Source organism: Neorhizobium sp. T25_13, from assembly GCF_002968675.1.
In the GTDB taxonomy this organism is placed as follows: Bacteria; Pseudomonadota; Alphaproteobacteria; order Rhizobiales; family Rhizobiaceae; genus Neorhizobium; species Neorhizobium tomejilense.
Genome location: NZ_PVBI01000021.1, coordinates 37,961 through 50,758 on the forward strand (window position 1 = coordinate 37,961; position 12,798 = coordinate 50,758).

General features: G+C 61.8%; 12 protein-coding genes. 6 read left to right on the forward strand and 6 right to left on the reverse strand.

The genetic code is table 11. The features are described 5' to 3' along the window. Window positions 1-55: 55 nt before the first annotated feature. Window positions 56-844 carry an SDR family oxidoreductase gene (locus C5J22_RS28710; protein ID WP_046668450.1) on the reverse strand — a complete coding sequence of 263 codons (789 nt, stop codon included), beginning with the start codon at window positions 842-844 and terminating at the stop codon, window positions 56-58. Window positions 845-1,102: 258 nt separating this feature from the next. On the opposite strand from C5J22_RS28710, the gene C5J22_RS28715 reads away from it, so the two are divergent. Then, on the forward strand, window positions 1,103-2,764 hold the full coding sequence (locus C5J22_RS28715) for an electron transfer flavoprotein-ubiquinone oxidoreductase (protein WP_105441030.1): 1,662 nt from the start codon (window positions 1,103-1,105) through the stop codon (window positions 2,762-2,764). 46 nt (window positions 2,765-2,810) lie between these two features. Here the strand turns inward: C5J22_RS28715 and C5J22_RS28720 are convergent, their stop codons facing one another. Beyond that, window positions 2,811-3,032, reverse strand: a complete 222-nt coding sequence (locus tag C5J22_RS28720) for a type II toxin-antitoxin system VapB family antitoxin (RefSeq protein ID WP_105441031.1) — start codon at window positions 3,030-3,032, stop codon at window positions 2,811-2,813. Window positions 3,033-3,219: 187 nt separating this feature from the next. On the opposite strand from C5J22_RS28720, the gene C5J22_RS28725 reads away from it, so the two are divergent. Then, the gene (locus tag C5J22_RS28725; protein WP_105441032.1) at window positions 3,220-3,831 is read left to right on the forward strand and encodes a L,D-transpeptidase; all 612 of its coding nucleotides are present in this window, start codon (window positions 3,220-3,222) and stop codon (window positions 3,829-3,831) included. Window positions 3,832-3,904: 73 nt separating this feature from the next. On the opposite strand, the gene C5J22_RS28730 is transcribed toward C5J22_RS28725, so the two are convergent. Beyond that, the gene (locus C5J22_RS28730; RefSeq protein ID WP_105441033.1) at window positions 3,905-4,921 is read right to left on the reverse strand and encodes a zinc-binding alcohol dehydrogenase family protein; all 1,017 of its coding nucleotides are present in this window, start codon (window positions 4,919-4,921) and stop codon (window positions 3,905-3,907) included. Window positions 4,922-5,044: 123 nt separating this feature from the next. On the opposite strand from C5J22_RS28730, the gene C5J22_RS28735 reads away from it, so the two are divergent. Further along, window positions 5,045-5,440: a helix-turn-helix domain-containing protein gene (locus tag C5J22_RS28735; protein ID WP_105441034.1), complete on the forward strand. Its 396-nt coding sequence runs from the start codon at window positions 5,045-5,047 to the stop codon at window positions 5,438-5,440. Between the two features lie 194 nt (window positions 5,441-5,634). Here C5J22_RS28735 and C5J22_RS28740 read toward each other — a convergent pair whose 3' ends face one another. Further along, window positions 5,635-6,876 (reverse strand): MFS transporter, encoded by a 1,242-nt coding sequence (locus C5J22_RS28740; protein WP_105441035.1) that lies wholly within the window; start codon window positions 6,874-6,876, stop codon window positions 5,635-5,637. A 271-nt stretch (window positions 6,877-7,147) separates the two neighbouring features. On the opposite strand from C5J22_RS28740, the gene C5J22_RS28745 reads away from it, so the two are divergent. Beyond that, on the forward strand, window positions 7,148-8,086 hold the full coding sequence (locus C5J22_RS28745; RefSeq protein WP_105441036.1) for a diacylglycerol kinase family protein: 939 nt from the start codon (window positions 7,148-7,150) through the stop codon (window positions 8,084-8,086). Between the two features lie 39 nt (window positions 8,087-8,125). Here the strand turns inward: C5J22_RS28745 and C5J22_RS28750 are convergent, their stop codons facing one another. Beyond that, the gene (locus tag C5J22_RS28750; protein ID WP_105441037.1) at window positions 8,126-8,869 is read right to left on the reverse strand and encodes a GGDEF domain-containing protein; all 744 of its coding nucleotides are present in this window, start codon (window positions 8,867-8,869) and stop codon (window positions 8,126-8,128) included. 316 nt (window positions 8,870-9,185) lie between these two features. Here C5J22_RS28750 and C5J22_RS28755 point away from each other — a divergent pair, with 316 nt between their 5' ends. After that, a complete protein-coding gene (locus C5J22_RS28755) occupies window positions 9,186-9,896 on the forward strand; it encodes a hypothetical protein (protein WP_172746811.1) in 711 nt (236 codons plus the stop codon). Here the strand turns inward: C5J22_RS28755 and C5J22_RS28760 are convergent. Continuing rightward, complete coding sequence (locus tag C5J22_RS28760; RefSeq protein ID WP_105441039.1) at window positions 9,893-11,227, reverse strand: glutamine synthetase family protein; 1,335 nt, start codon at window positions 11,225-11,227, stop codon at window positions 9,893-9,895. The two genes, C5J22_RS28755 and C5J22_RS28760, sit on opposite strands and share 4 nt — an antisense overlap. A gap of 84 nt (window positions 11,228-11,311) precedes the next feature. Here C5J22_RS28760 and C5J22_RS28765 point away from each other — a divergent pair, with 84 nt between their 5' ends. Further along, window positions 11,312-12,679 (forward strand): aspartate aminotransferase family protein, encoded by a 1,368-nt coding sequence (locus tag C5J22_RS28765; RefSeq protein WP_105441040.1) that lies wholly within the window; start codon window positions 11,312-11,314, stop codon window positions 12,677-12,679. Window positions 12,680-12,798: the final 119 nt, after the last annotated feature.

The following is a 12,798-nucleotide window of genomic DNA, read 5'->3' on the forward strand; positions in this document are numbered from 1 at the left end:
CACCCCAATTCGATTTAATGTTTAACGACCTGGATTTAACCCTCTTTCGCAAGCTTCAGATCGAGCGCGACGCACCACCATCGACTCGGAGCATCGTGCCGGTGACATAGCTTGCCGGGACCGAGCAGAGAAACGCACCGGCGGCCGCGAATTCCTCGACCTTGCCGAGCCGGCCGGCGGGAATGGTCTTCAGCGAGGCGGAGCGGATTTCCTCCACTGACTTGCCGGTGCGCTTGGCATTGGCGCCGTCGAGTTCGTCGATACGATCGGTATGAATGCGGCCTGGAAGCAGCATGTTGCAGGTAATGCCGAAACCCGCCACTTCGGTCGCGATCGTCTTGTTCCAGCCGACCAGCGCCGAGCGCAGCGTGTTCGACAGCGCCAGATTGGCGATCGGCTCGAAGACGCCGGAGGAGGCAACGGTCAGGATGCGGCCGAACCCTTGTTCCTTCATCTGCGGCAGGAGGGCGTTGGTGAGCGTGATGACACGCAGCACCATGGACTGGAAGAAGATGTCGAGCTTGTCGGCGGTCATGTCTTCTGTCGTGCCCGGCGTCGGCCCGCCGGTATTGTTGACCAGGATGTCGATACCGCCGAGCTTCTCCTTGACGGCAGCCTTCATCGCTTCGACGAAATTCTCCTCGGAAAGATCGCCCCAGACCCAGTCTGCTTTCCCTTTGCCTTCGGCATTGATCGCCTTGCAATTGTCCGCCAGCCGCTCCCCGGAGCGCCCGACGAGGAGAACGTGGGCGCCTTCGCTCGCAAGCGCCTTGGCAATACCGAGGCCAAGCCCGCGGGACGAGGCGAGCACGAGAGCGCGTTTGCCGTTGAGACCGAGATCCATGATTCTATTCCTTCCCCAATTCCTGTGATCGGTTGTCGGGCCTTTATAGCAGCGGCAGAAGGCTGCGAAAGGTCGATCTTGCTTTCTGCGGTTCGGTGCCTATAATTGACGTGAACGTAAACGTAATATGAGAAAACCGAAACGCCATTTGCGCGAATGACAAGGCAGAGGACGTTTTCCCGCCTCGACAAGCCGGGGCGGTTTTGTCAAACAGGTTGCCTGAATAAAGCCGGAAGGGGCCGGCGAGCGGAGTTGGATATGAACGAGCAAGAACTGCCAGAACGCGAGAGCATGGAATTCGACGTGGTGATCGTCGGCGCGGGTCCTGCGGGGCTTTCGGCCGCGATCCGCCTGAAACAGGCCAATCCGGACCTGACCGTCGTGGTGCTCGAAAAGGGTTCGGAAGTCGGCGCCCATATCCTCTCCGGCGCGGTGGTCGATCCGGTGGGCATAGACGCCCTGCTGCCCGGCTGGCGCGAGGAGGACGGTCATCCGTTCAAGACCCCGGTCACCGCCGACCATTTCCTGTTTTTAGGCCCGGCAGGCTCGATCCGGCTTCCGAACTTCATGATGCCGCCGCTGATGAACAATCACGGCAACTATATCGTATCGCTTGGGCTTGTCTGTCGCTGGCTGGCCGAAAAGGCCGAAGCGCTGGGCGTCGAGATCTATCCGGGCTTTGCCGCCACCGAAGTGCTCTATGACCAGAACGGCGCGGTCAAGGGCGTGGCGACCGGCGACATGGGCGTCGAACGCAATGGCGAGCCCGGCCCGGCCTTTACCCGCGGCATGGAACTGATCGGCAAGTACACGCTGATCGGCGAGGGCGTGCGTGGATCGCTCGCCAAGCAGTTGATCCTGCGGTTCGACCTGCAGAAGGATCGCGAGCCCCAGAAATACGGCATCGGCCTCAAGGAACTCTGGCAGGTGAAGCCGGAAAATCATCGTCCGGGCCTGGTGCAGCACTCGTTCGGCTGGCCGCTCGGCTTGTCGACCGGCGGCGGCTCGTTCCTCTATCACCTGGAAGACAATCTCGTCGCCGTCGGCTTCGTGGTGCACCTCAACTACAAGAACCCGTATCTCTATCCGTTCGAGGAGTTCCAGCGCTTCAAGACGCATGATGCGATCCGCGGAACCTTCGAGGGCGCCAAGCGCCTCTCCTACGGCGCCCGCGCCATCACCGAGGGCGGATATCAGTCGGTGCCGAAACTGACCTTCCCGGGCGGCGCCCTGATCGGCTGTTCCGCCGGCCTCGTCAACGTGCCGCGCATCAAGGGCAGCCACAACGCCGTCCTGTCCGGCATTCTCGCCGCCGACAACATCGCCAGGGCAATCGAAGCCGGCCGCGCCAATGACGAAGTAATCGAGATCGAAAACGAATGGCGCTCGACGCCAATCGGCACGGACCTTAAACGGGTGCGCAACGTCAAGCCGCTCTGGTCGAAGCTCGGCACCGGCCTCGGCATCGCGCTCGGCGGTCTCGACATGTGGACCAACACGCTGTTCGGTTTCTCCTTCTTCGGCACGCTGAAACACGGCAAGACCGACGCGGCCTCGCTGGAACCGGCAGCCAAGCATAAAAAGATCGTCTATCCGAAGCCGGACGGGGTGCTGACCTTCGACCGCCTGTCCTCGGTCTTCCTGTCGAACACCAACCACGAGGAAGACCAGCCGGTCCATCTACAGGTCAAGGACATGGACCTGCAGAAGCGCTCGGAACTGGAAGTCTATGGTGGCCCCTCGACGCGCTACTGTCCGGCCGGCGTCTACGAATGGGTGGAGAAAGACGGGCAGGAAGTCTACGTGATCAACGCCCAGAACTGCGTCCACTGCAAGACCTGCGACATCAAGGACCCCAACCAGAACATCAACTGGGTCCCCCCGCAGGGCGGCGAAGGGCCGGTCTATCCGAATATGTGAGGCTCGTGCCTGTCGCGGAGTTCGCCAGAGCGAGGCCCCAAGCAGATCACTCCGGATTACCCTCCCAAGTGCCATCCGGGTTCCAGCGTCGGCGTGGCGGATCTTCCAGATCCGGCGCGCTGCCTCCAAGCATGATCAACCTCTGCGCTGCCTCGTGCTGGACGAGAAGCGTGAGGGCTCTTTTGATCACGTCGGAGGTATTTTCGATCCCGCTGAATTCCTTGGCCTCTGCAAGTAATTTTTCGTCGACGGTTATGGTCGTGCGCATATCCTAGCCTCCCGGTCGCCCACATCAGATGATGCATTTCCCATCTCACGCATGGCAATGTTGCATCTCTACATCAGCACCCTTCTGACGCGTTCGTGATGACTGGGGCGATCACCCGTTTAGCACTTCATTAACCATAATATTCTTAAGGTCAGCGTCATTCTCTCGACGCACCAAGGACACATTCATGTCGATTTCTCGTCGCGGCTTTCTTGCGGGTCTGCCGCTTCTGCTTGCCGGTTGCGCTTCCACCATCAACGATCAGACGAACTACGCAGCGCTGCCGAACGAACAGTTTCCGCTGAAGACCGTGCCGGTCGAAAACATCAAGCCGGAGCTGCGCCGCACCGAAGTCGCCTATGTCACCCCGCACGCCGCCGGCACCGTGGTCGTCGATACGCCGGCCCGCCGCGCCTATTATATCCTCGGCAACGGCCGCGCGATCCGGTATGGCGTTGGTGTCGGCCGGGCCGGACTGGCGCTTGCCGGCAATGCCTATGTCGGCCGCAAGGCCGAATGGCCGACCTGGACCCCGACCGCAAACATGCAGCGCCGCGAGGAGCGATACCGGAAACTCGCAGGCGGCATGCAGGGCGGCCCGAACAATCCGCTCGGCGCCCGCGCCATGTATCTCTATCGCGGCGGCAACGACACGCATTTCCGCATCCACGGCACCAACCAGCCGCAATCGATCGGGCTTGCCATGTCGAGCGGCTGCATCCGCATGATGAACCATGACGTCGTCGATCTCTACAGCCGCGTCAAGGTTGGCGCCAAGGTCGTCGTCATCCAGGCCTGATCCACCGCCAGGCCGCTAAGAAAGCCCGCCGTTTCAGCCACGGCGGGCTTTCTTTGTTTTGTACAAGGCCTCGTCAGAAGCCCGAAAGCACCAGCTTGCCCTTGGTTCGGTTGCTTTCGACCATCGCGTGCGCCTTCTTCAGGTTAGCGGCGTTGATCGGCCCCAGGGTTTCAGCAAGCGTCGTGCGGATCTTTTTGGCATCGACCAGTTCTGCGACATGGTTCAAGAGCTTGTGCTGCTCGATCATGTCGGCGGTCTGGAAGACGGCACGGGCGAACATCATTTCCCAATGCACCGACAGCGCCTTGCTCTTGAAGGCGCGCAGGTCCATCGGCTCCTTCGGATCGTCGATCAGCGCGAGGCGGCCCTGCGGGGCGATCAGCTCCAGGATATCCTTGAGGTGGTTTTCCGTATGGGTCGTGGAGAAGACGAAGGCGGGCGCGCCGATCGCCATCTGGGCGAGCTGCGGCGCCATAGGCTTTGAATGGTCGAGCACGTGGTGGGCGCCGAGTTCCTTGATCCAGGCTTGTGTTTCCGGCCGAGAGCCGGTGCCGATCACCGTCACGTCGGAGAGTTCGCGCAGGAGCTGGATGGCGATCGAGCCGACCCCGCCGGCGCCGCCGATGACCAGCACCGCGTTCCAGGCACCCGCCACCTTGTCCTGCACCTTCATGCGGTGGAACAGTGTCTCATAGGCGGTGATCGCCGTCAGCGGCAGGGCGGCTGCTTCCTCGAAGCTCAGGGTCTTCGGCTTGAAGCCGACGATGCGCTCGTCGACCAGATGGAATTCCGCATTGGTGCCCGGCCGGTTGATCACGCCGGCATAATAGACCTCGTCGCCCGGCTTGAAGAGTTTGACGCCCGGGCCGACCGCCTTCACCACGCCGGCAGCGTCATAACCGAGGATCCGGTGCTGGCCGGGCTCGACCGCTGCCGAGCGGCGCACCTTGGTATCGACCGGATTGACCGAGACAGCCTTGATCTCGACGAGCAGATCGCGGCCCACCGCCTCCGGCATGGGCAGCTCGATGTCGATCAGCGAGGTTTCGGCGGTAATGGGCTGGGGAGTATTGAAGCCGACGGCGCGCATGGAACGTCTCCTTGGTGTGTGTCCTGTTGTCCGGAGACTAGATGGCGCCTATGTTCAAGGAGCGCAAGAATGCACATTTTTGGTCTATAGTACCGAAAAGTATACCGTGAAAGGACGCTGACCATGTCGAAACCCCGTGCCAAGTTGACCGACAATTTCCCAGGCTGCCCGGTGGAATCGACCCTGAGTTTCCTCGACGGAAAATGGAAGGGCGTCATCCTCCATCATCTTCTGGAAGACGGTACGCTGCGCTTCAACGAACTGCGCCGCCGCATTCCGGCGGTCACCCAGCGCATGCTGACAAAGCAGCTGCGGGAACTGGAAGAGGCGGGTCTGCTGTCGCGCACCGTATTTCCAGTCGTGCCGCCGCGCGTCGATTATGCGCTGACGCCGATCGGCCGCAGCCTGGAACCGGTCATCGCCGCGCTCCGCCTCTGGGGCAAGGAACACGTCATCTGCGAGAATGGCCAGAAATACATGGTGATGCCGGAGGAAGAGGCTGCGTCGAAAGCGGCTTAGTCATCGAAGCGCTGCGTGTTCATGCGGACTCTAACGGGAGACGGCAGCGCAAGCCACCCCCTCATCCGACCCTTCGGGCCACCTTCTCCCCGCTGGGGAGAAGAGGGAATGTGCCGCGACCTCTCGATCATCCTCTCCCCTCGGGGAGAGGTCCGCCGAGCAAAGCGGAGGCGGGGTGAGGGGGCTGTTGGCTCTCAGGCCGCCGCGGTCTTCCGGTCGAGCGCCGCAGATACAGCAAACACCCCAAAGCCGAGCAGCGACAGCGCCGCCCCGACATAACCAGTCGCGGCAAACCCCCAGCCCCAGGCAATCACCAGCCCGCCGAGCCAGGCGCCGAGCGCATTGGCGATGTTGAAGGCCGAATGGTTGGAGGCGGCGGCAAGCGTCTGCGCGTCGGCGGCGACGTCCATCAGCCGCGTCTGCAGTGCAGGGCCAGCAGCGAACCCGCAGCCAATCAGGAAGACGCAGAGGCAGAGCACGGCCGGATATTGCGCCCACAGGCCGAAGGCGCCCATGACGACGATGTTGAACAGCATCACGCCGCCGATCGTGCCCTTGAGCGACAGGTCGGCCAGCCGCGAGCCGACAATATTGCCGACATTCATGCCAATGCCGAACAGCGTGAGCACGATCGCCACCATGCTGACCGACATTCCGGCCGTCACCGTCGTGGTCGAGGCGATGTAGCTGAACACCGAGAACATGCCGCCGAACCCGACCGCCGCGATGCCGAGCGTCAGCCATACCTGCGCGCGGCCGAAGGCGCTGAGCTCGCGCCAGATGCTGGCGCCCTCATGCACCGCGTCGCGCGGCTGGAAATACCAGAGCAATGCCACCGTCACGACGCCGATGCCGCCGACCAGGAAGAAGGCGGCGCGCCAGTTGAGCATTTGTCCCATGAAGGTGGCGATTGGCGTGCCGACGAGGGTCGCGACGGTGAGACCGAGCATCACCCGGCCGACGGCGCGGGCGCGTTTATTGGGCGGCACCATCGAGGCAGCCACGAGAGCCGCGACGCCGAAATAGGCGCCATGCGGCAGGCCGGTGATGAACCGCAGCGCGGTAAAGCTCCAGAAATCCGGTGCCATGGCACTCAAGATGTTGCCGAGCGCGAACACCGTCATCAGGATCAGCAGCAGCGACCGCCGCGTCATCCGGGCAGCAGCGACCGCGATGATCGGCGCACCGATGACGACGCCGAGAGCATAGGCGCTGATCACGTACCCCGCCATCGGAATGCTGACCTGATAGGTGGAGGCGACATCCGGCAGCAGGCCCATGATGGCGAATTCGCCGGTGCCGATGCCGAAGCCTCCGACCGCCAATGCGATCTCGATCAGGATGACGGCGAGCCGCGAAAGAGCGGGTGCACCATCAAAATCCTGGGCTTCCGAACGGTCCCGTGCGGATTGAAAATCGGCGGCAGTATCGGTCATAATGTTGAATCTGCTGGAAAAAGACGCGGGTAGGATGTGGGAGGCATCCACCCGCTCTGGAGGTGAGCGGGTCATCGAAACGACCGGGCTTCAGACTAACATGGCATTGTGCGTTGCGGTAGTATCCGCCATTTATTCAGGCGCGCCCTCACGGGATTGTGAGTTTTTTCCTGAAGCGACGGCGGGCTTGTTGATAAAGGTCCGGGTCGCAACCATTTCTCTGATGGGCCGTTGTCCCGCGCCAAATCCGCTCCTCTGCAAGCGAGATCAAATGAACCTTTTTGCCGTCTTCAACCGCGATGGCGGTACCTTCCGAACAACCGATATGGACGCCTATTGTGCTCGAGCAGCCGAGACGTTCAAGGCGGCCGGTCACGAGATCGAATGCCATGTGGTGTCCGGCAAGGACGTGGTCGCGACCATGGAAAAGGCGGCCTCGACGACCGGCGTCGAAGGGCTGATCGCCGGTGGCGGGGACGGGACCATCTCCGCGGCCGCCGGCATCGCCTGGAAAAGCGGCCTGACGCTCGGCGTCGTTCCGGCCGGTACCATGAACCTTTTCGCCCGCTCGCTGAGACTGCCGCTCGATATCTGGCAGGTGCTGGATGCGTTGGCCGACGGCACGCCGGAAAACATCGATATCGCCAGCGCCAACGGCAAGAGCTTCGTGCACCAGTTTTCTGCCGGCATGCATGCGCGCATGGTGCGCTACCGCAATTCGATGACCTTCGCCTCGCGGCTGGGCAAGATACGCGCAAGCACGCGGGCAGCGATCGGCGTCATGTTCAATCCGCCGGAATTCGAGGTGGAGTTCAACGCCGGCGGCAAGATCGGGCACCGCAAGGTCTCGGCGATTTCCGTCTCCAACAATGAATTCGGCCGCGATCCGCTGATGTTCGCCGACAGCCTGACCGGCGGCCATCTCGGCTTCTATGTCGCCGATCCGCTGACGCCGGCGGGGGTGGTGCGGCTGACGTTCGATATCATGCGCGGCCGGCTGAAGGAAAACGCGGCCGTCACGGCGATGACGGCGACCGAACTGGAACTGCACTTCCCCCGCGAGCGCCACGATATCCGCTGCGTCATCGACGGGGAATTGCTGCCCATGGATCGCGACGTGCTCCTGAAGATCCATGCGGGCGAGCTGACCGTGCTGGTCAACCGGCCGCAGGAGCGTGTGACGCAGGAACGGGACGGCAGCGGCATCTGAGCGGGTTCGCGGCGGTATCCGAACCGTTCTGCCGCCTCTTCAGATGGATGAAACGACCCGATTTCGCCCGAGCGATTTGGCCTCGTACAGGTTCACATCGGCGGCTCTGAGGCATTCAAGAGGATCGAAGCCAGAAGCACAGTGGATAGCTCCTATGCTGGCCGACACCGGAACGGTCGATCGTGAGGCGGAGCGCACATCCAGGCCTTCGATGAGTTCACGGATATCCTTGCACCATCTCAACATCTCGTCGACGGTCAGGCCACCTTGAAAGAGAGCGAACTCTTCGCCCCCGAGGCGGCCCGCTATGTTGAATTGCCCGTCATACGCGGCGAGTATCTGCCCGGTTCGGCGAAGGACCTCGTCACCGGTCGCATGGCCGTAGCGATCGTTGATCGATTTGAAATGGTCGAGATCCAGGAAAATAAGGGCACCGGTTAGACCCTCCCTGCTGAAGGTCTGCAGTTCCTCCATGAAGGCACTGCGGTTCAACAGCCCGGTCAGCCCGTCCCGGCGGGACTGCCAGTGAAGTTCCTCGTAGGCGGCGGCCAGTTTCGCGAGTGCGTCAGAGGCCACGGCTTCCGCACGTCGAACGCGCTCTGTCTGGCTAAAAAGCACGGCCGAGGCGGGAATGGAGATAGCAAGCGGGCAAACGATGGTCATCACCAGGCCGGCACCGGCGACTTCCCCGCCCAGCATCGGAACGAAGGCAAACGATAGAGCCAGAGATGCAAGCAGGGACAAAAGTCCGGCAAAGAGTGACTTGGCGATAACAATATGCATCGATTTTGCCGCAAGACTTCAAATATCAAGCTTCCTTAGCCCCCATGAATTTAAGATAGGTTGAAACATTCGCTTAAACATCGATCGTGTGCGGTCAATGCGCTGGTCAATCAATCGCAGGAACAGGATGGCAGCGGCATCTGAGCGAGTTCAGGGCCTGCAATACAACCTCTTGCATCCGCTTATTCATATCTCGTTAAGTGGGGAACATTAGATTTTCAACCATTGATAGAATCATTGGTTGGTCTGGCCATGAAGCGCCCGACAAATCGCGGCAATGCCCATCAAGGGTGGTGCGTCGCGGGCGAGGGCCGGCATGACTTCCATCTCCGCTGTTCAACCTGGAGCTCTGCTGATCCTTCAGCAGGCGAACGCCCAGCCTGCTGAAACTGACGAAGACAAGGAAAAGAAAGCCGATCTCGTCAAGGTGGCAAACGGTATTACCGGAGAACCCGCTGAAGAGACGCTGAAGGCCGCCTTTGCGATCAGCGTCGCATTCATGGAACTGGACGCCAAGGGCGAACTGGCCGCCGAGGCGATGGAGTTTATCGACTCGGATCAGTTCAAGGTCACCGACCTGACCGTCAAGCAGACGCTGAAGCAGGTGATCTCCGAAAGGGGATGGGAATTCATGCAGCTGGTGAAACAGCAGCAGGAGGCCCATGACGGTGCTATTTCGCGCGAAAACCTCTTCGCAATCGTGCTTCCCCAGATGATCGTCAAGAACCGCGAGCGTTTCACCGAAGACGAGATCGAGCTTTCGGTGAAGTTCGAGGACAAGAGCGGCATCATCGTCTTCATTCCCGACAGCGAGGGGAACAGCACCTATAGCGACCTCATGAAAGCGATGAAGGAGGAAGAGATCAACGCTGCCAAGACCGGCGACGAGACGGCCTTGCGTGAACTCGGCATGGAACTCGGTTCATATGCCACCGCCTGGAGTGATGCATTCGGCTTCAAGCCAGGCGATGTATTTATGTTTGTTGACGTGAAGGATATTCTCTACGCAGCATGGATGAAGCCCTAAATCCGCGGCAGATAGGTCTGGTAGTCGAAATCCGAGACCGTGCGCAGGTAGGTGATCGCCTCCTTGCGCTTCGTGTCGCCATAGAGCTTCTGATAGCGCGCTCCAAACACGTCGGCGATGAAGGGCGAGGCGGAAAACTCCTCGACCGCCGTCAGGAAGTCGTGCGTCAGCTTGTTTGTACCGGCCGGCGGCTCCTTTCCGGGTTCGGTCGCAGGGCCCGGATCGAGCGTTTCGTCCAATCCTAAAAGCATGCCGCCGAGGATGGCGGTGAGCAGCAGGTACGGATTGACGTCGGCGCCGGCGACGCGGTGTTCGATGCGGGCGGCAGGCCCTTGGGCGTCCGGAATGCGCACCGCGGTCCCCCGATGACCGTAGCCCCAGTCGATATCGACCGGCGCGAAGGAACCCGGCTGGAATCGGCGGTAGGAATTGGCAAACGGCGCGAAGATCAGCTGTGCATCGCGCATCGTGTCCAGCATGCCGGCGCAGACGGATTTGAGCCGCACCGGATCGCCACCCCTGGCATCCAGCACATTGTTGCCGTCCCGGTCGATGATGCTCGCATGCACATGCAGGCCGGAGCCCGCATGCTCCGCGTAGGGTTTTGCCATGCAGGTGGATTTGAGACCATGCTTTCTAGCCGCCTGTTCGGCGATGCGCTTCAGGTAGATGCAGTCGTCGGCGGCCGCCAGCGCGTCGGCGCGGTGCAGAAGATTGATCTCGAACTGGCCGGGGCCGAATTCCGCGGTCGTCGCATCGGCCGGCAGGTCTTGGAGTTTCGCCCAGGCCCGCACCGTCTGAAGATAGTCGTCGAGCGCATCGACGGCCCTCATGTCGTAGAGCTGGAAGCCGTTCGGCTCGCCGCGATACATGAGGCTGGCCGGCGGGCGTGGCCTGCCGGTCTCGCGCCAGTCGTCCTCGATCACGTAGAATTCGAGTTCGGTCGCCACGACCGGCGTCAGGCCACGTTCGTCGAAACGCTTGAGAAGGGCCGCGAGGATGGCGCGGGGATCCATGAAGGAAGGCGTGCCATCGAATTCGTGCATGGTCGAGAGAACTTGCTTCGACCCTTCAGGCGCCCATGGCATCGGCGCAAGGCTACGCCGGTCGGGAAGGCAGATCCCGTCCGGATCGCCGACCGACAGCGACAGGCCGGTAATGTCGTCGTTGTCGTCGCCCCAGATATCCAGCGACTGGGTGGAGGAGGGCAGGCGCACCGTACCGTCCCAGACCTTCTTTTCAGCCTCGAGCGGGATTTGCTTGCCGCGCAGGTCGCCGTTCATGCCGACGAGCAGGATTTCGATGCGGGGCGGGGCGGTCTCGTCAGCCATGGGAAATGTCTTCTGCGGGGTGTTGCGGAACTCTGTTCGTAGCCGATAAGAATTGACGGCACAATCTAAGGCAGAGAGACAGTCATGACCGATATGCCGCCGCTTTCCAATCTCGCCGCCATCGATGCCGCGCATCACTTGCACCCGTTCTCGGACATGAAGCAGCTGAACGCCAAGGGAGCGCGGATCATCCAGCGCGCGGAAGGCGTCCATATCTACGATTCGACAGGCAAGAAATATCTCGACGCCTTTGCCGGCCTCTGGTGCGTCAATGTCGGTTACGGCCGCAAGTCGATCGCCGACGCCGCTTATGCCCAGATGCAGGAACTGCCCTATTACAACACCTTCTTCGGCACCACGACGGCGCCGGCGGCATTGCTCGCCCAGAAGATCGCCTCCCATACCGGCGAAAGGCTGAAGCGCGTCTTCTTCACCAATTCCGGCTCGGAGGCGACCGACACCTGGTTCCGCATGGCGCGGGTCTACTGGAAGGCTTTGGGCAAGCCGGAGAAGACCTTGGTCATCGCCCGCAAGAACGCCTATCACGGCTCGACGGTCGCCGGCGCCTCGCTCGGCGGCATGAAGCTGATGCACGAACAGGGTAACCTGCCGATCGAGGGTGTCCACCACATCAACCAGCCCTATTGGTATGCCGAGGGCGGTGATCTCTCGCCTGCCGAATTCGGCCTGAAAGTCGCCCGAGAGCTCGAGGCGAAGATCGACGAACTCGGCGAAGACCGCGTCGCCGCCTTCGTCGCCGAGCCGATCCAGGGGGCAGGGGGCGTTATCATTCCGCCCGAGACCTACTGGCCGGAAATCGCCCGCATCTGCAAGGCGCGCAACATCCTGCTCGTTTCCGACGAAGTAATCTGCGGTTTCGGCCGCCTGGGCACCTGGTTCGGCCACCAGCATTTCGGCTTCGAGCCGGATCTGGCACCGATCGCCAAGGGCCTGTCCTCCGGCTACCTGCCGATCGGCGGGGTGCTGGTCAGCGACCGCCTCGCCGACGTGATGGTCGAGGAGTTAGGCGATTTCTACCACGGCTTCACCTATTCCGGTCACCCGGTTGCGGCTGCCGCCGCGCTGGAAAACATCCGCATCATCGAGGAGGAGGGGCTGGTCGAGCGCGTCCGCGACGATATCGGCCCCTATTTTGCCGCTGCCTGGAAAAGCCTGGAGGATCACGCGGTGGTCGGCCAGGCCGAAAGCACCGGCCTGATCGGCGGCCTGCAGCTTGCAGCGGATAAATCCACCCGCCGGCGTTATGCAAAGCCTGACGATATCGGCACGCTGGTGCGCAATCACTGCGTCGAGAACGGCCTCATCCTACGCGCCACTGGCGACCGCATGCTTGCTTCGCCAGCGCTGACCATCAGCCGTTCGGAAGTGGATGAGGTAATCGAGAAGCTCCGGGCGGCGCTCGATCATTTGAAAGATAGCGTTAGGGAGTGAGCCGGTGCGGCACCCTTAACCCTCCCCCTTGTGGGGAGGGTGGCCGGCAGGCGGGAGGGGTTTTGATGCGGAGCGAAGACCCCTCCCCAACCCCTCCCCACAAGGGGGAGGGTTAAGGG

What these genes read in the sequence shown, in the direction of transcription:
- C5J22_RS28755 (WP_172746811.1), top strand. Translation starts at nt 9,186, where the DNA reads ATGACTTCCATCTCCGCTGTTCAACCTGGAGCTCTGCTGATCCTTCAG.
- C5J22_RS28730 (WP_105441033.1), bottom strand. Translation starts at nt 4,921, where the DNA reads ATGCGCGCCGTCGGCTTCAATACTCCCCAGCCCATTACCGCCGAAACC.
- C5J22_RS28715 (WP_105441030.1), top strand. Translation starts at nt 1,103, where the DNA reads ATGAACGAGCAAGAACTGCCAGAACGCGAGAGCATGGAATTCGACGTG.
- C5J22_RS28760 (WP_105441039.1), bottom strand. Translation starts at nt 11,227, where the DNA reads ATGGCTGACGAGACCGCCCCGCCCCGCATCGAAATCCTGCTCGTCGGC.
- C5J22_RS28710 (WP_046668450.1), bottom strand. Translation starts at nt 844, where the DNA reads ATGGATCTCGGTCTCAACGGCAAACGCGCTCTCGTGCTCGCCTCGTCC.
- C5J22_RS28725 (WP_105441032.1), top strand. Translation starts at nt 3,220, where the DNA reads ATGTCGATTTCTCGTCGCGGCTTTCTTGCGGGTCTGCCGCTTCTGCTT.
- C5J22_RS28740 (WP_105441035.1), bottom strand. Translation starts at nt 6,876, where the DNA reads ATGACCGATACTGCCGCCGATTTTCAATCCGCACGGGACCGTTCGGAA.
- C5J22_RS28735 (WP_105441034.1), top strand. Translation starts at nt 5,045, where the DNA reads ATGTCGAAACCCCGTGCCAAGTTGACCGACAATTTCCCAGGCTGCCCG.
- C5J22_RS28750 (WP_105441037.1), bottom strand. Translation starts at nt 8,869, where the DNA reads ATGCATATTGTTATCGCCAAGTCACTCTTTGCCGGACTTTTGTCCCTG.
- C5J22_RS28720 (WP_105441031.1), bottom strand. Translation starts at nt 3,032, where the DNA reads ATGCGCACGACCATAACCGTCGACGAAAAATTACTTGCAGAGGCCAAG.
- C5J22_RS28745 (WP_105441036.1), top strand. Translation starts at nt 7,148, where the DNA reads ATGAACCTTTTTGCCGTCTTCAACCGCGATGGCGGTACCTTCCGAACA.
- C5J22_RS28765 (WP_105441040.1), top strand. Translation starts at nt 11,312, where the DNA reads ATGACCGATATGCCGCCGCTTTCCAATCTCGCCGCCATCGATGCCGCG.